We start from the raw sequence: 24,984 nt of genomic DNA, 5'->3' as shown, positions 1-24,984 counted from the left end.
TTAGCTAGGTGATAGGGTTCTCCCGTAAATGTGGTGCTCATAAAATCTCATCTAACTGGGGTGGTTAGGCACGGGCAATAACGGATAGCATCAAAACAAATAATTAACTTGCCGTGCCGTAACCCACCACCGCTAAATCTCTAACATAACGAACATTTTTCACCATCAAGCTGAAAAAGCTGATGATATTAATCTCTGTATCTAGGTGCACCCTGCGGGAAGCACACTCTTGGAGAGCACACCTACCCATTCAACCTACCCGCCCATTGCTGATGAATTCGATCGCACCACACCGGAATCAGAGACTCACCTATTTTCCATGATACGATCGCCCTTTCCATCTCAAACTCTACCAGATCGAGCGATCGCCCTGAATGAATGCCACCATAGCATAAACCGCTTTATGCCAAAGTTATCCAAATGTCAAACGCCGCACCGTACCGTCATCTGTAAATCGCTGTTCGCCAACGCCAACAACTTCCACAATAACTTCGCGTTCAGAAATCAAAAATTGACCCTCGCGCGCGGCAATTTCAACGATAATTTTGTCCCCTTCCAAATACACCTTGTAATTAGTCGTTGCCCAGACACCTTTTTCATGTTCAAAACTGTGTCCATCGTCCTCATAAAGCGTCCATTCACCGCTTCCGGGCCAAATTCGCATTTTTAATGACTCAAGCGGTTCTTCGCTGACAAATTGCCTCACAGGTGCGATCGCAATTATGCCCCCACCCCGCACGTAAAGCGGCATTCTCTCCAAAGGTGCATAAGCTAAAATGTGCATCGGGCCCTGATAGCATTCGCCCGTCCACCAATCGTACCAAGTACCCTCCGGCAAATACACGGCGCGATGCTCAACTCCCGGCCGGTAAACAGGTGCAGCCATCAGCGACGGGCCGAGTAATACTTGATCGTAAAGATGATAAGTTGCCCGATCGCGCGGAAAGTGATATAGTAGCGGTCGCAAAATCGGTGTTCCCGTCGTCGCTGCTTCCCAAAACAAGGTGTAAATGTAAGGCAACAACTGATAGCGCAAATTCATGTATTCGCGGCAAATCTTCTCAGTGCGATCGCCAAAAACCCACGGTTCGTGCTGGGCCGTACTTATCGCCGAATGACCGCGCATCAAGGGATACAGCATTCCCACCTGCATCCACCGCGCGAACATTTCGGCGGTTGCATTCTCCGCAAAACCGCCGATGTCGCAACCGACAAACGCCACGCCGGAAAGCCCCATATTGCAAAGCATCGGCATCGACATTTCTAAATGATCCCACAGCGATTGATTGTCACCCATCCATACCGACGAGTAACGCTGAACGCCCGCAAAACCCGATCGCGTCAGCACAAAAGATCGCTCGTTCGATCGCACTTTTTGCAACCCCTGTGCACAAGCTTTCGCCATCATTAAACCATACAAATTGTGCGTTTCGGCGTGGGTGGCGCCCTCGGATTCCGGGCCTTGCGGTGCATCCAGCGGAAACCAGATGTGTTGGTGGCCGTCGCCAAAAGGCCGTTCTGCGATCGAAGGTTCGTTCATGTCGTTCCAAATCCCCGCAACGCCCATATCTGTAAGGTTTTTGTGCAATTCGCCCCACCACTCGCGCACCTCTGGCCGCAGGAAATCGGGAAACACCGCTTTTTCGGGCCAAACGTAACCGTGAAATAGCCTTCCCTCTGCGGTGCGGACGAAATAGTCATTTTCTACACCCTGATCGAATACTTCATAATCCCCTTCCGGTTCGTACTTGACACCGGGATCGACAATCGTGACAACCTTAAAACCGGCTGCTGTCAAGTCTGCGATCAGTTTCGCGGGATCGGGGAAACGCTTCGGGCTCCAGGTAAAAATGCGGTAGCCGTCCATATAGTCGATGTCGAGGTGGATGACATCGCAGGGAATCGCCCGATCGCGAAATTCCTTCGCCAACTCCCGCACAACGTCCTCGGAGTCGTAGCTCCAGCGGCATTGGTGGTATCCCAGCGCCCATTTTGGCGGAAGCGGCATCCGGCCGGTTAACTGCGTGTAGGTGGCGAGAATTTGGGCGGGTTCCGGGCCGTAAATGATGTAGTAATCGAGTTCCGGGCCTCTGGTTTCCATCCGCAAAACTCCCGGTTGTTGGGCGCCGATGTCGAATTGACTCCAAAATGTCGTGTTGAAAAAGATGCCGTAAGCGCGATCGGGATTCAGGGCGATGTAAAATGGGATCGCCTGGTACATTTCATCGCTGAGGGAATTGTAGTCAAGCGCGTCTATTGTCCAGTTTGTCTTGACTTCGGAGAGTTTGTCGAGAAAGCCGGTGCGTTGTCCGAAACCGTAGAAGTGTTCGTCTGCTTCGATGCGTTTCCAGCCTGCGGTTGCGCCGGTGCGCCATCCCATACTGCGATCGCAGTCGCTAGCAAATGGTTTTCCCGATTTGTCAAAGCATTCCATGGAAGTGCGATCGCGCTTGACTGAAATCGTTATTTGTGCTGTTTCAATTTCTATTTTTTCGTCTGTTTCTCGCACTTCAAATGGTATAATTTCCCACTCTTCGTCAGGGACAGTTATTGAGTGCGATCGGCTGTTAAATTCACCTGTCGGGGACATTCGCACTCGGATTAAATTCGGTGCGAGGATGCTGATGTTTAGGGAAGTTTCGCCGCAATTAAAGTGAATTGTGCGATCGGTTTTATTTATGGACTCTACCGCGCCTATTGTTGACCAAGGCTGTTCAGTAATTTGGAGTTTTCCGAAGTATTGCGGCATATACGATTGGGTAATTAGTAATTGGTAATTTGCAATTAGTAAACCGATCGTGCAAGCCGCACTTGACTGCCGTCATCTAGCTAAAGGAGGAATACAACTTGTCAGCCTTTCAAGTAAATTAACAAAGGCGCTAAAATATACTTCAGCAATACCGTGGCTAGCCGAATAAGCTACTATAAAAAATGAAACAGCTATCCATAAATTAAGTGGAAAATAACTGACGCTTTGCACCATTTTTCATTTTAAATCAGGCTTTAGGAACAGGCAATATGCCTGTTCCACAAAGACTAAATTTTCTTGTGGAACAGGCATATTGCCTGTTCTTGATAAGGGTGCGAGATGTCAGAAATAACTTAAATCCGCTACTATAGCAATCCTTGCACAAGTCGTAAATTTTGTACCCCTGTTCCTGACCAAATAGTTGACTCGGTTTACCCCCTTTTGCCTGACCAGGGAAGAATTTTCCTGTCTCTCTTTTTCGTTTGAGTAGTTTCTGTACCGTACTTGTGCTGACTTGAAATCTTGCTGCCACTTGCCGACGAATAGAAGTATTACCGGCTTCGTAGGTCTTAATAATCTTTTGACGCATATCTAGGGAGTAGGGTTTCATTTTTTCTCCCTCTTGCCACCTCTACTATGGTACCTAATCGTTAAGCCAAGTGCTGTAAGATTGCCTGGGATTGCTAGATGAGGCTAGATGCGATCGCTCTTTCAATTTAAAAGGAAGGGCTAACGCGCTCATTTCCGATTCAACTATTGTTGAATCGACTGAGTAATGCCATCCCACAAACAATGGCGTGCTTGCAGAGCATTGTTAGCAGCAGTTAGAGCTTGCATCCATTTTAGAGAGTCATTGTCACAAATGTTTCTTAATAGTTTCTGTCCCATTGGTGCGTGTTGCTCTTCATCAAGATGGGTGTGTCGTTCCAGATAAAGACGAAACGAATTGCAGGCAATACCTTGAGCATCTTCTAGTTGGGTAAGGATTTGTTGAAACATCTTGGGAATCACATCCTCTCTACCTAATAGAAAAACTGCGACCACTTCGTGATTCAATCCGCTTGCTGCTTTTAATGTGGTCATTACAAAAGTTTTAGTGGCTTCGGAGATAGGCAGATTTGCCAGAGCTTCATTAGCAGAAAAACCTTGTTGAATTGCAGCAATAAAACTCCGAATTGGTTTGCTATCTGCACCAACTTCTTCCATCGCCGCTAGGTAGAGATGAAAGTGACTTGAGTAATAACCTGGAGAAATTTCATCTGTTTCTTCTGCCAAAACTATTTCATTAACTAATCGCGCCGAATGGATATCTATTGGAGGAACCCAAGGTAATTCGATACAAGTCAATCGACGTTGCAGCGTTTTGAGAAGTGTCATAAAATCCCAGACAGCAAAAACATGAGATTTCATAAACACTTGTAGAGATTTCAAGTCATTGACTTGCTGATAAATTGAGTGAGTGAGTAGTGCATTGCGGGCTGTGGAGGTTTGTGCTAATAACTGAATGTATGGATCTAAGGTTTCTGAAATTTGATGGTGATTCATACTTTACTCCAGAGTATTGTTGGCGATTTGCTCGAATTACACCGTGATACAGCACTTTGCCTGACTAAGAGGTACATTAACAGCAATGAGCAAAATAACATTGCACTCTACTCTTTTACCTAATCATTAAGCAAAGTGCTGTATCTCGTCAGCCAAAACATCGCGGTAAAAATCATCCACTATCTCTTTAATGGCTGGTTCTCCAACCATTTTTTCGTACAATGTTGTTGGCCTATGGTTTCAGCGAGTTGTTGTTTTTTTACTTACTCTGGTTAATTATAGCTGGCACTTTTGCTGTTCTCCACCCGTGAAATATTAATTTAATCTGAAATAATTACTTAGTAACTGTTGTGACTGCTGGTATTTTTTAGACCACCCTCTATTTGTAAACTTTATTAACGTTCTATCGCCCGTTAGATATTGCCGATCGCCCTCCCTGCATTTTGACCTAATGCACGCATTGCTTTTTTTAGCAAGATGTTTCGGACACACCACCAACACGCATCTGTTTTCCAGCTAGCAAGCTCAAGAAATCGGTGAGCAAACAGTGGCCGGATGCGATCGCCGAAATTAGGCTCGCCCCTGCAATTCCACAAGTTAAAATAAATGGGTGATCGCCTGCTGAGCGGCATCATGTATAATGGAATTGCAAATATAATCGAATCACAACGACGAGTGGCGAAAGTTGATCGCCTGTAGAGTAATATTTGGCAGTTGTTAGTCGGTTGCGACACTTCCGGGCGATCGCCCGCAGTTAAGAAAAACGGCGTTGCTGAATAGAGGTATGAATTCAAGATTCCGCAATTGCTATAAGCCCGCTTGAGGGTGAGTTTTGTAACTTCAAGCGTAAAAGGTAATTCATACCGTGAATCAGCAACGCCAGAAAAACCTTTGACTTAAGTACGCAGACTTAAATCAACATTATTATGTCCTCCGCCAAAAACGAAGCAATCCCAACTCTGAGCGATTGCTGCATTTCTATCTGCTGTTTCCTTAAACTTTGATGATTTTTGAGTGCCTTGAAATACTATAGCCAACATCCTAACGCTTTCTCGATCGACTACCTCAACGACTTGCGAGGAGCAATTCTAGCCTCCCCTTATCTAGCAATCAACAACCTCAATCGCGATTTCATTGGCACAAAAGGGTTTTCCGTGGTGTTTCAACGTTCGGAAATCGCCGAAGTAGAACGGCGGTTCCCTTTGTTCAAACCCTATCTAGACCAAGCATTACAGCCTGAATGCAATGCTTTTTACCTCAACCCTTTGTTGCTGGGTGAAGGTTCCCGCGTCGATCCGCATATCGATCGATCTTTGCGATCGTACTGCAAAACAGTTGAACCTCCCGCAGCCGTCAGCGTTTTATACGTGCAAGTGCCGCCGAATTTGCAAGGGGGAGAGTTGATACTGCGGCGCAACAAACAGCAAGTCGGGCAGATTAAGCCGCAAGCCAACTCGCTGATCTATTTTCAAGGAGATTTGACTCACTCTGTCAACGCCGTTAAAAGTACCGGAACTCGTTTGAGTTTGGTTTGCGAACAGTACAGTTTGAGCGAAACAGAACTGCAAGATATTCCAGGATTCACAGTGGAATCTAGGGCCATGAAAGCAAAAATTAAGTAAGGTTTATTCGATCCTGGGTTTGGTCGCTTTCACTTGGGTTTACCGTAAACTTAAGGCTCAATCTAAAGCGGGACTTTTGAGCATTTCCATCAACTTCCGCTTCCGACTGTGTAGTTGCATCAGTTGAGAACGATAAGCAGACCACTGAAGATTTTGCCCTGTGTGTAAATAGGCAGCGCGGGCTTTTTCCAACCACTTAATCGCAAGATTGTACTCGCTTGATTTCCCTTGATCCATAATCGATGCAGCACGCCGACAAGCATTGGCGATTACCCAATCGGGGCTGTGGCTGATAGCAGCCCCCATTACTCGGTGAATCAGTGCTGATTGGTAATAACTCAAGCCATCAGCAAGGGCGATCGCATCTTCAATCATTCCCTCATCCAGAAAAATATCAACCTTCGCGTCAGTAAAATTCCAACTTTCATTAGTTTTCAGAGTTGCTAACAAATCTGCTTTCAAAGTTGACCAACTATCTCTTGCTAACTCCTTCACTAAACTATAATCGCTAAAAGACGGTTTGATTTTAAATATCTGGATTCTAGCATTTAACGCCACTTCGTCTTCGTCCAACTCAACAGCCAGCTCACTCATCGAGATTGCCAGTTGGTAATGGCAACGACCTGACAAATTTAACCCAGCTTGACAAATTTTCAGAGCTTGTTCTAAGGCTCCCTGTTGCTTTAAAGTTTGAACAAGAGCAAAAGCATCTTCCGCTGATTGCATCTCAGTAGCCGCAGCTTCCACTGCTTCTTCTACTCTCCCCAAACGAGTTAACATCGTCAAGTATTGTTGAGTACAACCTTCTGCTTGGGCTAAGTATAAGTATTCTTGATCGCGTTCCTGGCGATCGAGGATTTGCAAGCGAATCAATGTTAAGTCGTGAGCACAGTCTGGTGCGTCACCAGCCCAAACTCCTTGCCCAGTAATATTGCCTTCAAGTACCTGTTGGAGTAGGGGGTCATCCCAACCTTGGCGTAAAGCTTCCAAGCTCATACTGAAATCACAATCCCATTCATCTTGCCAAGCTTCTAACATCACCTGGAGATCAATCTCTTCTTCAGCAGTTAGTTGAGCCGTCAAAATTGCTTCTGTCCAAGCTTCATTCAAAGCGTTAGCTATCTCATAATTTTCAGCGCCAAACTCTTCTACATCATTCCAATCTTCAACGCAGGCTGTGGTTATGGCTTCTAAAATTACTAAGGCGTTGTTGCCATCCCCCTGTGCGCTGAATTCCTGGGCTCGCTGAATTACATCTAAAAGTTCTTCTGTAATCGGGTCTTCTTCCTCCCATCCATCCTCGAAATAACGAACACCCTCTCGCAAAATTCGTCGTACTTGGTGTCGAAAGGGAGCAGGATCGATGGAGGTGTGGCGCGGTGCTTTGGTAGGTTGGTTTGAAGGTGCAGGAATAGCACTTAAGTTAATGTATTGTTCGATCGCATCAATGAGTGATGGTTCTTTTTGTACTAAATGCTGTATTAATTGCTGGGTTTGTACATCGTTGAGGCGATCGAGCAATTGTTCGAGTGTCTGGCCCTGCTCAATTATTTCTGGTTGCCGCAGACACAATAACAACGTCGCAACAATGTGTTTACACCATCCACCGTTCTCATAAGGACAAGTGCAGAATAATGTAGATGCTAATCCAGCATCATCAAAGGGCAGGGTAACACGGTAGGGTTCTACTTCGGAACCCTCCACTACTGCTTGCACCATATTGCCACGCCGGACTGCCCTAGTAACATTGCCAGCTAAATAGTAAGCTTCACCCCGCTTGAGAGATTGGGCAGAGGTGTGAAGCTTGATCGTTGTTTCACTGAGTTTGGGAATAACCATGAGACTATGCCTCAGCAATTAAAGGATTAGACTCGATTTTACCTCAGAAATACACTTGGTCTACAATTTAATTGCGTCCCGATTTGAGGTTTCCCTAAATTTCAAAAATCTATAAAGCAAGCACCGAGAAGGTTCCTTACAAAGGAAAACGAGTAGCACTCGACACAAAAAATATTGGCAATAGTTTATTGTTAATTTATAATTAGTGCTTAGCTAAGAATCATCAAAGGTCCAGTATGCTTAATCCTTGGCAGTTACCCTCAATTCCTTTATCTGAACGCAAGCAGTTACCTGAATGTGCAGCTATATATTTTGCGATAGATGCAAATAATAGAGTTCTTTATATAGGGAAAGCTAAGAATTTGGTGGCAAGATGGAGAAATCATCACCGCCTCCATAAGTTAGAAGAAATTGACCAAGAGTTTCCTGTTAGACTGGCTTGGCAAGCATGGAATGAAGAAAATTTGGGTGAAGCAGAAAAAGGCTTAATTAAAAGATTCCAGCCTTTGCTGAACAATACAGAGGTTGAAACACCTGCTGTCATCCCATCAGAAATTGTGTTAAGAGATTTTCTAAAAAAGTTTTCAAGACGGCTAATTATTTTCGGTATGGAACCTAAAGCTCCTGACACGCTCCTCAAAGTCCATCTCAAATATGATTGGCAAAATTTGTCTTCTCAGGGAACAGCAGCTAAGATAAAAGACTACATAAAACAAAACCAAAACACAAATACAAGCCTAAAATTTAAGCGTCATAGATATAGTAAATTCAATTTATTTGCTGGAGAAACTTTTCGTCCAGGTAGTAGAGCGCAGCGAACAATGGCCCGGCAACATCGGTCATACAACAACCACTGGGAATTTGCCTGTAATGGTGTTGTCATTCATATCACCCCTACAGATTTTTATCGAAACTATAAAGAAAAAACTCAACTGACCAAATTAGCGGGAGTAAATTTTCGTGCAATCACAGAAGAGGTGTTTGCGGAGGCCCAAAAAAATAGTAATTATGAATTATCGGGATTATGTTGTTTCAGAAGCGATCCAGTTCCCCTGCTTTGGGTTAACTTGTAAAGCCACCCAACGATGCAAAGCATTTTCGATCGACGCAGGATGTCGGAGTCAATGAAGCTGCTGGTTTGGTAAAATGCCAGAGGCGATCGACTTACCAATAAAAACCGCCAGATTAATTTAAACTGATTAAAAATTAGGCTGCGAAAATCCGATGATCCACAAGAAGAACCGCAAAAAGTTACCTTTATTGGCAGCATTCTTAGTCTCGCCATTTATTTCTTGGTTCCTGAGTACGATCGCACTATTTCTCAGTCTCTGGGTCATCGTACCAGCACCCACGATGTTTCTGTACCCTTTGGCGGTGGGAGCACCAGAAATCAGTCCTTGGTTGGTCGGTATCAATACGATCGCCCTTCTGCTGAACCTGCTCAGACGGCATCAAGGCAAAGTCTACATTATTTTGTCAATTTGTAACCTGTTCGCCCTAATCCTTGGCCTGCTACCCCTGATTCAGTTCCCAGCAGCCAATGCAGCGATAGCTACGCAAATGCAAGCTGTTCTAGGGGAAAACTATTTAGCAGCCGTTCCTCAAGCTTTACGCGCGCAGCTACGCCCTCAACCGTTTATCCTTGCAGATGCGTTCCGAGGAATTCCCCTCAGAGAGGTTAGGATCGATCGGGCTATTGGATTTGCCAACCCTGACGGAGTTTCACTGCAACTAAACCTTTATCGGCCGATGCAAATTGGCAAATATCCGGCGATTATCACGCTCTACGGGGGAGCTTGGCAGAGAGGCAATCCCGATTCCAATGAGGAATTCAGCCGTTATATGGCCGCTCAAGGCTATTGTGTGGTTGCAATTGATTACCGCCACGCTCCCAAGTATCGATTTCCTGCTCAGCTTGACGACGTACAAGCCGCTCTTTCCTATATCAAAACTCATGCTGGTGATTGGGAAATCGATCTCGATCGAATTGCTCTGATGGGAAGGTCTGCAGGTGCCCATTTAGCAATGCTAACTGCTTATGATTCCAGTGTGCTTCCAGTTCGAGCAGTGGTCAACTATTACGGGCCAAATGACCTGCTCCGGGGATACAATGACCCACCTTTTCCTGATGCCATAAATGTTCGAGCCGTCTTGCGTGCCTTTTTGGGAGGAACCCCAGACGAACTCAACGAGCTTTACCGTCGGGCTTCTCCCATCAATTATATTAAACCGAATCTTCCCCCTTCTCTACTGGTTTATGCAGGTCGCGACCATATCGTTCAGCCCAAGTTTGGTCGATCGCTATACGAACGATTGCGAGCCACCGGCGATCGGGCTATTTTGCTCGAAATTCCGTGGGCTGAACACGCCTTTGATGCAGTTTTTAATGGCCCGAGCAATCAACTTGCTTTGTACTACACAGAACGCTTTTTGGCTCATTCTCTGAAGTCTTCCGATTACCAACCAATTAAATAAAAGTTTAAATACTCATTTATACTTAAATAAAGGCATCTCAAACTGCCTGAAATATGGCTCTAACTCTCTTCATTTTATATCCCTAGAAATCCCCATTACTGCGCTGGGAAAGTTTTGTGGCGGTGCTAAATAAAAGCTTACCCCGTCAGCGGTGCGGCAACCACGGGGGAATTGCCCCTACAAATTTCATACCCGAATTCAGCAACGCCAAAGTGAGATCCTTTTCTTGGCACAGTATATATAGTATCCCTCGATAAGTCCTGTAAATGTACGATCGCCCCGCAGTTTCAGCGCCCAGCGTCCTGTTACACTGAAATCCTGCGGTTGTGTGCGATCGGTGCGATCGACCTTTCTGAAAAAAACCTAAACTTCTGTAGCCTAGGATACATTTATTTGGTTAATGATTGTTTAAACTCTCCAAGTGTAGATTGTGTACTCTCCATAATTCTCCAAAACCCCTAAACGAGTGCGTTGTTTGCTGGACTGCGATTTATCGATCGTCGAACCGTTAAAAACCATAAGTAGTTTTGACCTGAATTCATCGGAATTGATTCGCACAAAATTTTTGAGCTGACCAGGGTGAAGATTAGTTACTAAATCTGTGCAGCGCAGACATCTATCATGTTGACTCAAGTTAGTACAGACTCTTGTCATCTATTTTATTGCTGCTAATAATCGAAATCCAACCGCATCTCACACTGGATTGTCACGCCTGATGGACGGCGAAGTGATTGAGCCTCGCTCCTCCAATCTTTTAGAGCCTGCCAAAAAAGGCATTCTCCCAAAAGTTAGCCTTGACAAAAAATCTTGGGTAAATCCAACATATTCGTCAATCGTTAAACTTTTGCTAACATCTATTTTTTATCAACGACTCGTCCTGCAATCCCAATAAAAATAACCATGAGTGGAAACCAATCGCGCGTTCAAGCAATTTCTCAAATCGTCAACCGCAAACAGATGCCTGCCCAGCCTCCCAAGCGGTTAGAAGATATGTGGGCAACAGACGTTTTTAGTCTGAGCAAGATGCAAGAAAGTCTGCCCAAAAGCATTTTCAAATCAGTAAAAAACACCGTTCAAACCGGACAAAAACTCGATGATTCCGTAGCTGATGTAGTTGCAGCAGCAATGAAAGATTGGGCTATTTCCAAAGGAGCCCTGTATTACGCCCACGTATTTTACCCGCTAACCAACAGCACCGCCGAAAAGCACGATGCTTTCATCTCAGTGCAAGGCGATGGCTCCGTCATCTCAGAATTTGCAGGCAAAGTTCTCGTACAAGGCGAACCCGATGGCTCCTCATTCCCCAACGGCGGCATCCGTTCCACCGCCGCCGCTCGCGGATACACAGCCTGGGATGTCACCAGCCCTGCTTATGTCATGGAAACAGACAACGGCATGACATTGTGCATTCCCACTGTCTTCATCTCCTGGACAGGTGAAGCCTTAGACAAGAAAACGCCGCTTTTGCGTTCCATTGCCGCAATGAACAAAGCAGCAACCCGAGTGTTAAAGCTATTAGGAAATACCGAAATTGCTCCGGTAAATTCCAGTTGCGGTTCCGAACAAGAATACTTCCTGGTAGATGCCAATTTCACCAACAGCCGCCCAGATTTACTGCTAGCAGGTCGCACCCTGTTTGGCAAACCTCCTGCGAAAGGTCAGCAATTTGACGACCACTATTTTGGAGCGATACCAGAGCGCGTTCAAGTCTTCATGCAGGAAGTAGAAGAAAGAATGTACCGGCTGGGAATTCCTGCCAAAACCCGCCACAACGAAGTAGCTCCCGGTCAATTTGAAATTGCACCTGTTTTTGAAGCTGCAAACGTCGCCAGCGACCACCAACAATTAACCATGACAATTCTCCGCAACACAGCGAAGAAACACGGTTTTATGTGTTTGCTGCACGAGAAGCCTTTCGCCGGCATTAACGGTTCTGGCAAACACGTCAACTGGTCGGTCGGCAATGCCACCCAAGGAAACTTATTAGACCCAGGCGATACACCGCACTCGAACATACAATTTCTAGTTTTCTGCGGCGCTGTGATTCGCGGAGTTCACAAATACGGCCCCCTGTTGCGCGCGGTAGTTGCGACTGCTAGCAACGACCACCGATTGGGTGCAAATGAGGCTCCACCAGCAATTATCTCTGTCTATTTGGGTTCGCAGTTAGAAGAGATCTTCGGGCAAATTAGCCGGGGAGAAGTTAAGGACTCTAAATGTCGGGGAATTATGAACTTAGGCGTAGAAACACTGCCTACTTTCATGAAGGATGCTGGAGACAGAAACCGGACTTCGCCCTTTGCCTTTACTGGAAACCGATTTGAATTCCGTGCAGTAGGTTCCGGTCAGTCTGTTTCCGGGCCGCTGGTGGCGATGAATACAATTCTTGCAGATTCTTTGGACTGGATTGCTAACAAATTAGAAAGCGATTTGGCTAAGGGAACTGAACTGAATGCTGCCATCCAAACACTTCTCAAAGAAGTGATGGACGAGCACGGTGCGGTTGTATTTGGCGGCAACGGCTATTCGGAAGAATGGCACAAAATGGCCGTTGAGGAACGGGGTTTAGCTAACTTGCGGACTACGGCCGATGCTTTGCCCGTGTTGAAGGAAGGATACATTGAAGACTTGTTTGAAAAGACAGGTGTTCTGACTCCCGTTGAATTGGAAAGCCGTTACGATGTTTATGCAGAGCAGTATTTGCTGGCAATTGAAGTCGAAGCAAAACTGGTAATAAGCATGGCAAAAACCATTATTTACCCCGCAGCGGTGAGGTATTTAGCTGAACTTTCCGGCACGATTTCTAAGTTGAAAGAGATTGGGATTGAAATGGAAAAGGAAAGTGCCGAAAAAGTAGCGGTGCTGGTTAAGTCCATGATGGATACTGCCAGCAAATTGAGTGATGCTTTGAGCAAGCACGATTTTGCTTCGACAGAAGACCATATGCAGTATGCTTCGCAAACAATTCGTCCTTTGATGGATGAGGTTCGCAAGTATGCGGATGCTCTGGAAGGTGAAGTGGCTGATGATTTGTGGCCTCTGCCTACTTATCAAGAAATGCTGTTTGTTAAGTAATCGCGAATTCGGTTAATTGCAGGTTAGAGTTGTAAGGACACGGCAGTGCCGTGTCCTTACTTGTTTTTGAGCTGAAATCAGTGTTACGCTGAATCTGTCAGAGTCATTAAATGCGAGCGAGAGTAAGAGTGGTGAAGATTGTTGAGATACCCTTCAAAAATTTGTTCGGGGTAGAAAAAGTAACCTGGCTGCGAAAAGCTCTTATGCGAATTCAATCTTTCTTGAAACAAATGACTCTGGCGGCCCTAGCTCTATTTTTTGCGATCAGTTGCAGCCGATCGACTCCGAACGTAAACTCTTCCCCGGAAGCCAGCACCTCTAGCAGCTTTAGAGTGGCAATGCTCACCACAGGCGCCAAAGACAACCAAAGTTGGGATCAAGCTTGCTTTGAAGGATTGAATCTAATCAAAAATAAATTTAATGCTGAGGTAGACATTACTGACAGTATTGACGGTGAAAATAGTGAACCTACCATTCGCAAATATGCCCAGTCAGGCTATGACGTGGTAATTGCAGCCAGTGGTGCCTATTCCACAACTGCCGAAAAGGTCGCTAAAGAATTTCCGCGAACGAAATTTGCCCTGATTACAACGCATCCAGGGAATAACAGAAATTTGGGGGCTGTTGCCTTTCGATCGGGTGAGGTGGGGTACCTCACAGGCGCTTTGGCTGCGATAAAGACCAAAACCAATAAAGTTGGCTATATTGTGGGTGAACCTTATCCGGTTTACCAAGAAGAAGAAGCCTTGTTTAGGCGGGGAGTCAAGGCAACGAATCCCTCTGTTCAAGCCTCGACTGCTTTTCTCGATTCTTGGGTTGATACCGAAAAAGCCACCAAAATTGCAACGGATATGGTTGCCTCTGGAGTAGATGTTTTGACCTTCAACGCGGGTGAGGCAGGGTTAGCCGCGCTAAAAGCCGTTTCGCAAAAGCCAGGAGTCTTGGTGATTGGTAGGACAAAGGATCAGTACGAAGTGGCTCCCGGCAAAGTCCTAACTAGCGTTCTGCAGGACATTCCCAATCTGGTGCTAAATGTGGCAGTGTTAACCCAGCAAGGTCGCTGGGAAGGAAAACTTTACAAGTTTGGGCTCAAGGAAAAGATCTACGACTTTGCCCCTTTCCGTGGTAGTCTCACGTCTCAGGAAGAGGACACTTTCAAGACCATCCGAGAAGCTGTGACGACTGGCAAAATTGATGTGTCTCCTTAGTGCGCGCATTAATTGATTTACCAATATTGATCCTTAAGTCCGATGCAAAATCAACGCAACGAGCGCGTTCTGCCGATTGCCAGAAGCTCCCGTTCTCATCCTTGGCAACGCTTCTTTTCTATTGCAAATCAGCTCCGCTATGGTTTGATATTTTTGGTTCTCCTGAGCTTACTGCCCACAGGTGGCTTGCTGATCTACCTCAGCTTTCAGGCGCAGATCCAGCAATCGCGATCGCTCCAACAAGAGCGCAGTCAGACAGCAGCAGGGCAGATTGATAATTATCTAGATGACTTGAAACGAAAACTGAGCTATTTAGCTAGGGTCAAAGGACTCACAAAATTTCAACCTCAAGCGCAGCAGAGCCTGTTGGAAGGGTTGACTCGTCATAATGATGCTTATGAAGCCGTTGCCATTTTGAACCGGAAGGGACAAGTTGTCGCGTCAGTTTCACCCTACGAACCGCTCAAGTTAGAAAATCCCGCCACTTCGCCACTGTTTATTCGTGCCTTCAAACAACAGGAAGATTATGTCAGTCCTGTAGAAATTAATCCTAAAACTCACCAACCAACCACCATTCTGGCGGTTCCGATTCGGAATGAGCGAGATGAGGTGGATGGGGTGCTATTAGCGCAGGTAAATCTCAACTTTCTCTGGTTTATTGTTTCCCAAACGCAGGTGGGCAAAACGGGTTATGTCTATGTAGTTGATGAGCGTAATTTTCTCATTGCTCAAAAGGGTAGTAACCCAGAAAAGTTTCAAATTCAAGATCTTTCTAAGCGATCCTTATTTCAATTTTTGAAAGCCTCCGAAGATACTAAACACCTTAACGTTTATCAAGGTCTAAACCAGGTAGAAGTATTGGGAGCCAGTGCCTTAGTTCGGAGCGTGAATTGGAATGTGGTGGTAGAACTGCCAACGGCTGAGGCGTATGCTCCAGTTTACCAAATGCTCTCAGTTATGGGAGGCTCATTGACGCTGGTCACGATCGTCGCTGTTGGCATTGGGTATCTATTTATTCGGCAAATTGTGGTGCCGCTCCAGCGCTTAACCACGGCAGCTACTCAACTCAGTGCGGGGGAATTAGAGACGCGGGTCAACAGTGATAGCCAAAACGAATTGGGGACATTGGCGATCGCCTTTAACAATATGGCAACCCAGTTAGAGGAACTGATTAAAGCAGTTGAAGTGGAACGCAATTTTGTTTCAGCAATTCTTGAAATTGCAGGTGCGCTGGTAGTTGTGCTCGACCCGCAGGGACAAATCGTTCGCTTTAACCGAGCTTGCGAACAAATGACTCATTACTCGTTTAGTGAAGTGAAAGGGCGCTACATTTGGGAATTGTTCCCGAACTCAGACTTAGCTCGACAAGCCAAAACTACTTTTGAGTCTTTACAATCTGGTAATTTTCCCCAGCAGTATGAAGGCAGTTGGGTGAGCAAAGATCAACAACTCAGACGGATTGCCTGGTCAGATACTGCTTTACTGGATAATGAAGGTGAAATTGAGTACATCATCAAAACAGGGATTGACATTACTGAACGGAAACAGGTAGAAGAAGAACTCAAAGCGTCGGAACAGCGGCTATCTTTTATATTCCGCAAAACTTCACTGGCAGTTGTGGAATGGGATTTAAACTTTAAAGTCACTGCTTGGAATCCAGCGGCAGAGCAGATTTTTGGTTACACGGCTACAGAGGCGATCGGACACCATCCCGCAGAATTAATTGTGCCTGCATCTGCTCGAAAGGTGGTCGATCAAGTTATGAACGAGTTGTTGATTCAGAGCCAAGGAATCTACAGCGTCAATGACAATTTTACAAAAAACGGCAAAATCATTATTTGCGAATGGTTCAATACGCCTTTAGTAGGGGAGGCTGGAAAGATTGTTGGAGTTGCATCTTTGGCACTGGATATTACTGAGCGCAAGCAAGCCGAAGCTGCTTTAAGGCAAGCAAAAGAGGAAGCTGAGGTTGCACTCAAAACCTTACAGCAAACTCAAGCACAACTCATTCAGGCCGAGAAAATGTCTGGTTTGGGGCAACTGGTTGCTGGTGTTGCTCACGAAATTAATAATCCAGTCAACTTTATCTATGGCAACCTGAGCCATACTGCCGACTACACGCAAAATTTACTAAAGTTGATTCAGCTTTACCAGCAAACCTATCCAACTAATGCCCAAATTCAGGAAAAAATTGAAGAGTTCGAGCTGGACTACATTAGTGAAGATTTGCCCAAAATGCTGACTTCAATGAAGGTAGGAGCCGATCGCATTCGTCAAATTGTCCTGTCGCTACGAAACTTCTCGCGGCTGGATGAGGCAGAAAAGAAGCCTGTTGATATCCACGAGGGAATTGACAGCACATTGATGATTTTGCAAAATCGACTGAAGGCAAATCCGGCTCATCCTGCTATTGAAATTGTCAAAGAGTACGGGGACTTACCGCTAGTAGAGTGCTATGCCGGACAGTTGAACCAAGTCTTTATGAATATTCTGGCAAATGCGATTGATGCTTTAGAAAACTACGACAATCAGCGTTCTCCAAAAGACATCCAAAAGAATCCCAGTTGCATCACTATTCGGACTAAGCTAGTCACAAACGAAACTCATTCTGGTTATTCAAAAAATGTAGTAATTCAATTTCAAGACAATGGGCCTGGGATAACGGAAACAGTTAGACAACAGGTGTTCAATCCCTTCTTCACCACAAAACCAACGGGTAAAGGAACTGGATTAGGGCTATCCATCAGCTATCAAATTGTAGTTGATAAGCACGGTGGCTTACTCCAGTGCTTCTCTCAACCCGATCAAGGAACAGAGTTCCGAATAGAAATTCCTGTTTTGCAAAGCGGTGCTCTAGCACCCGTGGGTAAATAACTGCTATCAAATTCCTCTATATATAGCGTTTCTCATGATAGACACCTATGAAGCTAGCTATAAATCGCGCTGGGATAGTTTATCGAACAGGTTTCGTGAGGGTTTGATGAACGGCATTGTGGGTTTTGAGAGGGCTGTTATATCATTCCGGTGCAACGGGAATTGATATAAAAGGTCGATCGACCTCACAGCCTGACTCAAAATTGTCTCAAATGTCAACACCATGATTTAGCTGTGCTTGTTAGTTCTCGTTCGGTGAGGGCGCGAGACTTGGTAAGTCATCGGGAATTTTGGTTACGTCTAATCCTAAAAGCTCAAACATAGTTTTTAGAGAAACCTGGTACAGGTTAGCCAGTGCAGCTACGTTTTCAACTGTTGGCATGGACTTTCCTGATTCCCAGTCAGCTTGCATCCGCTCAGAAACGCCGATATGTTGTTTGACTTGAGGGCGGGTTAGCCCAGCTTTTTCTCTGAGAAGCCTTAATGGAGACTTGTCCTTTTCTTGCAAATTTTCTTGCACAGTACATGAAGCTTGTTTCATGAAGCTAACCTCTTGACTTGGTTGTTTTGATGAAGTACACTTCATGTAGAGCGACCAAACAAAGGCGGCCGGGCGAGCCTACTTTCGTCAAAATGCAGGTTTGAAGAACCGCCTTATTTTTTAGTGTCTATCAATTGTGCCTGCATACCCAAGCGTTTTTTTTGGGGCAAAAGCGCATACCTCAAGCTCCTTTCCCTCAACGCCGAGGAGGTGGTGCCATGTAAAAGGTCGATCGACCTCACAGCCCAGTTTAAAATTGTATCAAATATCAAGACCATGATTTAGCTCTGTTTGTTAGCTGTTCCTCGGCGGAACGTAATCATCAACCAGTCCTGAAACATCTAGCCCGATCGAGTGACAGAACTGTTTCAAGCTAATATTTAGGGCTGTACAGATGGCTATTGCAGTATCAACTCTGGGTTTTTGTTTTCTTTTTTCTATTGAATACAAAGTATCTTCAGAGACTTTCCCCGTCAGTTGCTGGCTAAGCTCTCGGCGACTAAAGCCCCTGTATTCTCTAATTTCTGCAAGGCTCATTTCGTATAAATCCCGTACTTCTTGATTCATGGTGCAGAATATTCCGTAGTTTACCCTTGACATAAGCAGTAAGCCTGACTAAACTACGACAAATGGACACAGCAAAGCAGTTGGGCGAGCCTCCAAGGTCAAAATACAGGTTTGAAGAACTGCCTGATTTGTAGTGTCTATCAATTGTGCCTGCATACGCAAGCGTATTTTCGGGGCAAGGGCGCATACCTCAAGCTCCTTTCTCTCTTACATGGACGAACCCCTGTCGGTTAGTTGTCCTCGCGCGAGGGGGATCTGATCAAAGGGATATCGTCAGGGATGTTGGAGATATCGATGCCTAGCAATCTAGCCACGGTTTTGGGCGAAAGCTTTAACTCCCGGCATAGGGCGAAGAAATTATCCGCCCGTGGCATTTTCCGACAATTAACCCAGGAGTTCACTGTATTTAGAGAAACTCCTAAGTTTCGGGCTAGTTGTTCCTGAGTAGCTTCAGCCAATTGGATAGCTTCTTGAATAGTTTCTGGTTTGAGATAGTCTATATCTTGATTCATTTAAACTAAAGTTATACAACTTTAGTTGACAAAGATGAATTATCCAACTAAAGTTGTAAGTGACGGACATGACAGAAGGCGGCCGGGCGAGCCGAACATTCAAAACGTCCAGGTTTGAATAACCGCCTTAGTTGTAGTGTCTATCAATTGTGCTTGCATACCCAAGCGTATTTTTGGGGCAAGGGCGCATACCTCAAGCCCCTTTTTTCTCAACGCCGAGGAGGTGGTGCTATGTAAAAGGTCGATCGACCTCACAAGAGTGCCCAACTCAAGATTGTATCAAAGATCCAGACCAAAACTTCTACTTTGCGATCGCACAACTTCCGTGCTATCGTGCCCTTTCTCGAACCATTCCAGATCATGTCCACATCAATTGACAACTTCTACCTAGGCGATGTCGCCTCCAACTTTCACTTTGCAGGCCCGCTGCTAGACTTTGAAGAAGAAATCCAGAATCAATCTCCCTTTCACGATTTAGACTACCTGACAGGCGAAATTAAAAGGGGATTCCTAGACTACGTGCGTCAAGGAATCATGCTGGACGCGATCCGAAAGCTACGATTGTACAAAGACAAGTTCAAAACTTTTAAAAGTTACTGCGAACAAGCATTAGGCAGGCAATATTTTTACTGCACACAAATTATCAAAGCTGCGAGTATTTGCCTGCGCTTAATTAAAGCAGGATTTGAGATTTTGCCTAGCTGCGTTGCTCAAGTTGTTCCTTTGTTCAAACACGCAGTAACCGACCAATATGGCGACTGTCGTTTACAGGAAAAGTGGCAAGAAGTTGTTGATGTCATACCCAAAGAAAGGATTACCGCAGTAACTATTGCCGAAACAGTTGACAACAATCCCAACCTCCGGCTCAAACAAATTCGCATTAAAACCGACACCTACGCCCTTTTAACAAAAAAAGCAGCCGCAGCCGGACTGTCAATTTCGGAATTCTTGGCAAGGTTGGTTGGCGAATACAATCCCAGCAATTTAGAGCAGCCAGCGGAACATACTCCCGAACAAGAGGAGATTTTAGACCAATTAGACGCGGAGTTTAAGAAGCCGGCCACGGAACAGACTTCAATTTCGGCCCCAGGAAAAGTTAAGTCTAAAGGTTTTGGAGTCAAAGTTGAGCCTAAAGGTGGTAAAAGGGAAGTTAAGGCGAAAACTTCGGAAAGGAAAGTTAAGCCAAAAACTTCGGAAGGTGAAGTTAAGTTCAAAAATCGGCAAAGTGAAATCAAAGCCGAGAAACAGTCGAATTCATTTAATGAGAAAAATCATGAAGTCATCTGCCCAAAATCCAATCATGCGTCAACTGAAATTAATGGAGGTTCAACTGAACGAAATTCAGTGCCACCTTATTAAAGCCAGTGTGTTGAATTGGTGGCAAATAGTTTTGCCTGACGGTCAGAAAATTGCGATCGAGCACGCGGGCGGCGGACACTGGGTTTTTCGGGCTAACGGGCTTGAGAAATCTCATCCAGAAGTGCGGCTAGCGGTGTTAAGGGCGATCGCCCAAGGCTGTCGCAGGTAAGTTATCAGGGGATTTTTCCCCAAGGTGTCTCAAGTAGTGCTGCGGGTGAGGACACGGCATCACAGCCGTGTCCCGGAAGGGGCTGGTGGGAGATCGACCGGATTTGAGATGATTTGGGGATGCAGGTAAGGACACGGCAGTGCCGAAAAGTTTCGGTTTAATCCTCCTCCTTCTCGTCAGCAGTTGGAGGCGTTGGTGGTGGTGGGGCGGTGGTCGATCGGCTAGAGCAAATGTTACCGCCTGCTGGGGTGGGGATGAAGTTGGAACCAATTCGGTTGTGTGGGGCGTGTTATGCAGAGTCGCCTTGTCACAAGATAGAGTGGCAGTGTAAGATACATTAACAGAAGCCGCCTCAGTTATGTGAAGGCTTATCTCTAAATCTCTGGAAAAAGAGGTTTTGTCTGTTTGCACAACAAGTCCTATTGAGGAAAACAGATGGATTATCCCTTTGAAAATCTAGATCCAGAAACGTTTCAACATTTCTGCCAAGCATTACTAGCTAAAGAGTTTTCTAATCTCCAATGTTTTCCAGTTGCACAGCCAGATGGTGGGAGAGATGCACTGAGTTATTTCGGTGACGATGAAGAGCGCAGTTTCATAATGTACCAAGTTAAATTTGTGAGGGAACCCCAAGCAGAGACTGACCCTCACAAATGGCTAATAAAAACTTTAAAGGGTGAAAAGGGTGAAGCAGCAAAACTCAAGAAACAAATTCCACAAGGGGCAAAGCAGTATATCTTACTTACAAATATTAAAGGAACTGCACACCCTGATTCAGGATCAATTGATCAAGTAAATCAACTATTGAAAAGTGAACTTGGTGTTCCAGCCCAGTGCTGGTGGCGAGATGATTTAAGTCGTCGGTTAGATAATGCCTGGGATCTCAAATGGGTATACCCAGCACTGATGACTGGTCCAGACTTAATTAGGTCTGTTATTGAGTCTGGGCTATCAGAGAGTAAGGAGAGAAGAGCTGATGCGATTCGAGCTTACGTTACAAATCAATTTTGTTTAGATCAAAAAGTTAAATTTAAGCAAGTCGAGCTTGATAATAGGCTTTTCGACTTATTCATAGATGTTCCCGTTGTACCCCCAAATAGCGCATCTAGTAAAAAACAACAATATATTTCTCAAAGCATTCATCAGTATATTGCTCACAATGTATTAGAGCGTCATAGAGTTAATAAAATATCCCTTTCATCTGAAGTTATATCTTCAACATTTGACACACGCTCTGAGTTTTCTGCGGGCAGGGATGAGCAACTTATTGTAGGAGTAGCAGCCATGTTGCTTCACCCAGTTGTTCCAAAGTATATTCCGTATGTAGTGCTTGAAGGTGCCCCTGGGCAAGGAAAGTCTACGATAACCCAGTACATTTGTCAGGTACATCGTATGCAAATTCTGGGTAAGGAGCAAGTAGAGCAACTTCTTCCAGAACAATACAGGGAACATGAAGCCTTTGAAAAATTGCCAGACGAGCATAAATTTTCATCGGTTCGTTTACCGTTCAGAGTTGATCTTCGAGATTTAGCCGCGTGGCTTGCAAAACGAAATCCCTTCTCCCCTGATAGATATGATGAGGCACACCCCAAATGGCATAAATCTCTAGAGTCTTTTTTAGCTGCTCAGGTAGAAAATGGATCGGGCGGTGTTGAATTTGAAGTAGCTGATTTGCACGCTGTAGCAAAACTCAGTTCCATTCTTCTTGTTTTTGACGGTCTTGATGAGGTTGCTGATATAGACAAGAGAAGAGAAGTTGTAAAAGAGATTGTTAATGGGGTTAATCGTCTTAAGACAAATGCTACGTCCCTCCAGGTTATAGTAACTAGCCGTCCAGCAGCATTTGCGAATTCACCGGGTCTTCCGGAAGATAAATTTATTTACTACCATCTAGGCCCAGTTACTCGCCCACTAATTTATGAATATGCAAAAAAGTGGATGAAGGCTCTAAAGCTCGATAATCAGCAAATTAGAGATGTTAACCAAGTTCTGAACCAAAAGCTAGACCAGCCTCACTTACGCGATCTAGCTAGAAATCCGATGCAGTTAACAATTTTACTTAGCCTTATCCGTATAAAAACTGCATCATTGCCTGACAAACGTACTGCACTTTACGACAGCTATATAGAACTCTTTTTTGACCGTGAGGCCGAAAAGAATTCAGTAGTCCGCACTCACCGTGAATTACTAATCGACATCAACAGGTACTTGGCATGGAAACTCCATGTAGAAGCGGAAGAAAAAAACGGTAGTGGTCGCATTACCCAGGAAAGTCTTCACATTTTGCTAGCAGATTATCTTACTACTGAAGGTCATAAAGAAACTTTGGTTGATGATTTATTAGTTTGTATGGTTGAGCGTGTTGGTGCGCTAGTATCTCGTGTAGAAGGTACTTACGAGTTTGAGGTTCAACCACTTCGAGAGTATTTTGCTGCAAAGCACCTCTATGTTACTGCTCCACCCTCTCCACCAGGGAATGAAAAGCCTGGAACAAAACCTGATCGATTTGATGCTATAGCACGCGACTTTTACTGGCTAAATGTCACAAGGTTTTATGCCGGTTGCTACAGCAAAGGGGAACTAGCAGATTTAATTGACCGATTAGAAGAACTGATTGCAGAAGAGGGATATTCCTTAATCAGCTATCCAAGGCTATTGGCAGCTATGTTACTTTCAGATTGGGTTTTCACCCAACATCCCAAGTCTGTACGTCGAGTTATTGAGTTGATTTTAGACGGTATAGGGTTGCGATATTTGTTAGCTTCTAATAGTCGTAGACCTGCTTCAGGCAATCCACTGGTACTCTCAAAAGATTGTGGTCAAGATGAACTTATCACTCGTTGCTTGGCCATCTTAGGAAATGCTCCTCCCAAGGATTATGCGTTAGATGTAATTGATTTAGTTAAAGCCAATGCGTCTGCTGATGAAGTTGAAAAATTATGGCGTGGAGCTGTTCTTGCCCAAAAAAATGGTGAGCGTACACGTTGGCTTGAATATGGGCTTTATCTGGGCAGTCTATCAAAGCTTTCAGTCACTGAGCTTAGCACCGTCCTTTCTGATGAAATAAGCAACCTAACCCGTATTCAAATTCTTTTTGATGCACGGCGATTTGATTATTTTGAGATGACCAACGAAAATTTTCAACTTGCGGTAGAAGCAATTTTATTAGGAGATATTAATATTGATAGTCAATCCCGCAACAAATCTATTTTGGAACTATTGAGTTACGCTACAGATGTAAAGCGATATGCTCTAGCTTTTAGTCATTACTACCCCGTATCATTATCTCAGGTATGGAAACACGAAAAAATTTATACAAATGGTAGCTTTATATCAATTCCTTCTCTTAGTAGAGAAAATATCCATAATATACCAAATTTTTCTGACTTATATAAGTGTTATGAAATTCTAGACACTGTAGAAAAAGAATCACATTTCAGTGTTCAGGAGTGGGCAACACAAATAACGCCTTGGGATAATTTAGTTGAGAAGGCTCGTTCATTATATGGGAACCAATGGGCGTTTTTTAAGCTTGCTAATCTTGCTAGTGGAATCAAATCTAAAAATCAAACATACACGGAATTTCATGACCTTCTTGACCATTCTGTACCGTTGTGTAAACGCGCACGTTATGCAAGGCTGAGATCGGGCACAGTATCCTACTGGCAAAGGTTGTTTTCTAAAGCGAAAAACGTCAAAGACATCATGTTTGCTGTTTTGATTTTAATCACTTGGGGTAGCAAGAAAACTCTAGAACAACTTGCTGGAGAGGTTGAGATTCATGTAGAAAAACTATCTACGGAGGATTGGGGACGTTTGTATAATTCTGTAGAAGAATCAGTTTCATGGACACAGCAAGGAAGCGGTCGTTTAATTATATTTGATGTTGACTTACTGCCACAGGTATTGAATGCAAGAACAGTAACCTTACTAGGCATCCGGTCAAAAAAACCAAAAGACCTATATTCAAAGTATCTTTCTGGATACAGTGGGTCTGACTTTCTGGTGCTGCAATATTGGCAAAGTGTAGTAATTGAATTACTAGGTGAAGGAGAAATAAGTTGGCAATCGGCGCTGGAAATCATATCTCAAAGCTATATGAAGGGTGTAGTTTCTGAGCGCTATGCTGTTCATAAATTTGTCCGTACAGTACCAGCAGATGCTCTTCCTGATGACATTGCTAAGGAGATTTCTAGACAACCAGAGCGATATCCTGGATTTTTGGTGGCTGCTGCTGAAGCTAAATGTAGAGAGAGTGTTGCATCGAAAATAGTTAAGGTAGGAGAAATTGCACGCCGGGATAAATGGTTCTCTACATAATTGATTAAAAGTGTGCAAGGTTATGTAGTGACTTAGCATCTATGAGAAATACTTAGGGCTTGCTGAAAAAGTGAGAAAACAGCATTTAGAAAGATGAGTGAATTCGAGTTCTCCTCGGCAATATAAGTT

Annotated in this window: 20 protein-coding genes; 9 read left to right on the top strand and 11 right to left on the bottom strand. The window is 44.6% G+C overall.

The window, feature by feature from the left end; genetic code table 11:
- Window positions 1-103: 103 nt before the first annotated feature.
- The 6 genes from QUA70_RS22335 to QUA70_RS22310 form a co-directional block, all read right to left on the bottom strand.
- The gene (locus QUA70_RS22335) at window positions 104-250 is read right to left on the bottom strand and encodes a hypothetical protein (protein WP_333349943.1); all 147 of its coding nucleotides are present in this window, start codon (window positions 248-250) and stop codon (window positions 104-106) included.
- 162 nt (window positions 251-412) lie between these two features.
- Window positions 413-2,749 carry a glycoside hydrolase family 31 protein gene (locus QUA70_RS22330; protein WP_333349941.1) on the bottom strand — a complete coding sequence of 779 codons (2,337 nt, stop codon included), beginning with the start codon at window positions 2,747-2,749 and terminating at the stop codon, window positions 413-415.
- 247 nt (window positions 2,750-2,996) lie between these two features.
- Complete coding sequence (locus QUA70_RS22325) at window positions 2,997-3,359, bottom strand: hypothetical protein (RefSeq protein WP_333326070.1); 363 nt, start codon at window positions 3,357-3,359, stop codon at window positions 2,997-2,999.
- Between the two features lie 143 nt (window positions 3,360-3,502).
- On the bottom strand, window positions 3,503-4,294 hold the full coding sequence (locus QUA70_RS22320; protein ID WP_333326071.1) for a DUF3050 domain-containing protein: 792 nt from the start codon (window positions 4,292-4,294) through the stop codon (window positions 3,503-3,505).
- A gap of 126 nt (window positions 4,295-4,420) precedes the next feature.
- Entirely contained in the window at window positions 4,421-4,516 is a 96-nt protein-coding gene (locus QUA70_RS22315; RefSeq protein WP_333349940.1) for a globin domain-containing protein, read from the bottom strand.
- Between the two features lie 191 nt (window positions 4,517-4,707).
- Window positions 4,708-5,088: a hypothetical protein gene (locus tag QUA70_RS22310; protein ID WP_333349939.1), complete on the bottom strand. Its 381-nt coding sequence runs from the start codon at window positions 5,086-5,088 to the stop codon at window positions 4,708-4,710.
- 216 nt (window positions 5,089-5,304) lie between these two features.
- Here QUA70_RS22310 and QUA70_RS22305 point away from each other — a divergent pair, with 216 nt between their 5' ends.
- Window positions 5,305-5,916, top strand: a complete 612-nt coding sequence (locus QUA70_RS22305) for a 2OG-Fe(II) oxygenase (protein WP_333326077.1) — start codon at window positions 5,305-5,307, stop codon at window positions 5,914-5,916.
- A 57-nt stretch (window positions 5,917-5,973) separates the two neighbouring features.
- Here QUA70_RS22305 and QUA70_RS22300 read toward each other — a convergent pair whose 3' ends face one another.
- The gene (locus tag QUA70_RS22300) at window positions 5,974-7,755 is read right to left on the bottom strand and encodes an SWIM zinc finger family protein (protein ID WP_333349937.1); all 1,782 of its coding nucleotides are present in this window, start codon (window positions 7,753-7,755) and stop codon (window positions 5,974-5,976) included.
- Between the two features lie 236 nt (window positions 7,756-7,991).
- Between QUA70_RS22300 and QUA70_RS22295 the strand changes: the two genes are divergently transcribed.
- From QUA70_RS22295 to QUA70_RS22275, 5 genes are all read left to right on the top strand, one after another.
- Entirely contained in the window at window positions 7,992-8,828 is an 837-nt protein-coding gene (locus QUA70_RS22295) for a GIY-YIG nuclease family protein (RefSeq protein WP_333349936.1), read from the top strand.
- 151 nt (window positions 8,829-8,979) lie between these two features.
- Window positions 8,980-10,230: an alpha/beta hydrolase gene (locus tag QUA70_RS22290; protein ID WP_333349934.1), complete on the top strand. Its 1,251-nt coding sequence runs from the start codon at window positions 8,980-8,982 to the stop codon at window positions 10,228-10,230.
- Between the two features lie 900 nt (window positions 10,231-11,130).
- A complete protein-coding gene (locus QUA70_RS22285) occupies window positions 11,131-13,305 on the top strand; it encodes a glutamine synthetase III (protein WP_333349932.1) in 2,175 nt (724 codons plus the stop codon).
- 203 nt (window positions 13,306-13,508) lie between these two features.
- Window positions 13,509-14,513, top strand: a complete 1,005-nt coding sequence (locus tag QUA70_RS22280) for a BMP family protein (protein ID WP_333349930.1) — start codon at window positions 13,509-13,511, stop codon at window positions 14,511-14,513.
- A 42-nt stretch (window positions 14,514-14,555) separates the two neighbouring features.
- Window positions 14,556-17,387 (top strand): PAS domain S-box protein, encoded by a 2,832-nt coding sequence (locus tag QUA70_RS22275; RefSeq protein WP_333349928.1) that lies wholly within the window; start codon window positions 14,556-14,558, stop codon window positions 17,385-17,387.
- Between the two features lie 241 nt (window positions 17,388-17,628).
- On the opposite strand, the gene QUA70_RS22270 is transcribed toward QUA70_RS22275, so the two are convergent.
- The 3 genes from QUA70_RS22270 to QUA70_RS22260 all read right to left on the bottom strand — a co-directional run bounded on the left by QUA70_RS22270 (window position 17,629) and on the right by QUA70_RS22260 (window position 19,007).
- Window positions 17,629-17,928: a helix-turn-helix transcriptional regulator gene (locus QUA70_RS22270; protein ID WP_333349926.1), complete on the bottom strand. Its 300-nt coding sequence runs from the start codon at window positions 17,926-17,928 to the stop codon at window positions 17,629-17,631.
- Between the two features lie 294 nt (window positions 17,929-18,222).
- Complete coding sequence (locus tag QUA70_RS22265; RefSeq protein WP_190732404.1) at window positions 18,223-18,495, bottom strand: helix-turn-helix domain-containing protein; 273 nt, start codon at window positions 18,493-18,495, stop codon at window positions 18,223-18,225.
- 230 nt (window positions 18,496-18,725) lie between these two features.
- Window positions 18,726-19,007, bottom strand: coding sequence for a helix-turn-helix transcriptional regulator (locus tag QUA70_RS22260; protein WP_333326094.1), 282 nt, complete (start codon window positions 19,005-19,007; stop codon window positions 18,726-18,728).
- A gap of 360 nt (window positions 19,008-19,367) precedes the next feature.
- Between QUA70_RS22260 and QUA70_RS22255 the strand changes: the two genes are divergently transcribed.
- The gene (locus QUA70_RS22255; RefSeq protein WP_333349924.1) at window positions 19,368-20,366 is read left to right on the top strand and encodes a hypothetical protein; all 999 of its coding nucleotides are present in this window, start codon (window positions 19,368-19,370) and stop codon (window positions 20,364-20,366) included.
- Window positions 20,367-20,373: 7 nt separating this feature from the next.
- The gene (locus QUA70_RS22250; RefSeq protein ID WP_333225806.1) at window positions 20,374-20,535 is read left to right on the top strand and encodes a hypothetical protein; all 162 of its coding nucleotides are present in this window, start codon (window positions 20,374-20,376) and stop codon (window positions 20,533-20,535) included.
- On the opposite strand, the gene QUA70_RS22245 is transcribed toward QUA70_RS22250, so the two are convergent.
- On the bottom strand, window positions 20,503-20,946 hold the full coding sequence (locus QUA70_RS22245; protein WP_333349922.1) for a hypothetical protein: 444 nt from the start codon (window positions 20,944-20,946) through the stop codon (window positions 20,503-20,505). The genes QUA70_RS22250 and QUA70_RS22245 overlap by 33 nt on opposite strands.
- A gap of 24 nt (window positions 20,947-20,970) precedes the next feature.
- On the opposite strand from QUA70_RS22245, the gene QUA70_RS22240 reads away from it, so the two are divergent.
- Complete coding sequence (locus tag QUA70_RS22240) at window positions 20,971-24,855, top strand: hypothetical protein (RefSeq protein ID WP_333349920.1); 3,885 nt, start codon at window positions 20,971-20,973, stop codon at window positions 24,853-24,855.
- Window positions 24,856-24,984 lie beyond the last annotated feature (129 nt).

Origin of the sequence: Microcoleus sp. LAD1_D5, assembly GCF_036702115.1 — a bacterium.
Taxonomy (GTDB): Bacteria; Cyanobacteriota; Cyanobacteriia; order Cyanobacteriales; family Microcoleaceae; genus Microcoleus.
This window is presented reverse-complemented; position numbering and strand designations above follow the sequence as displayed.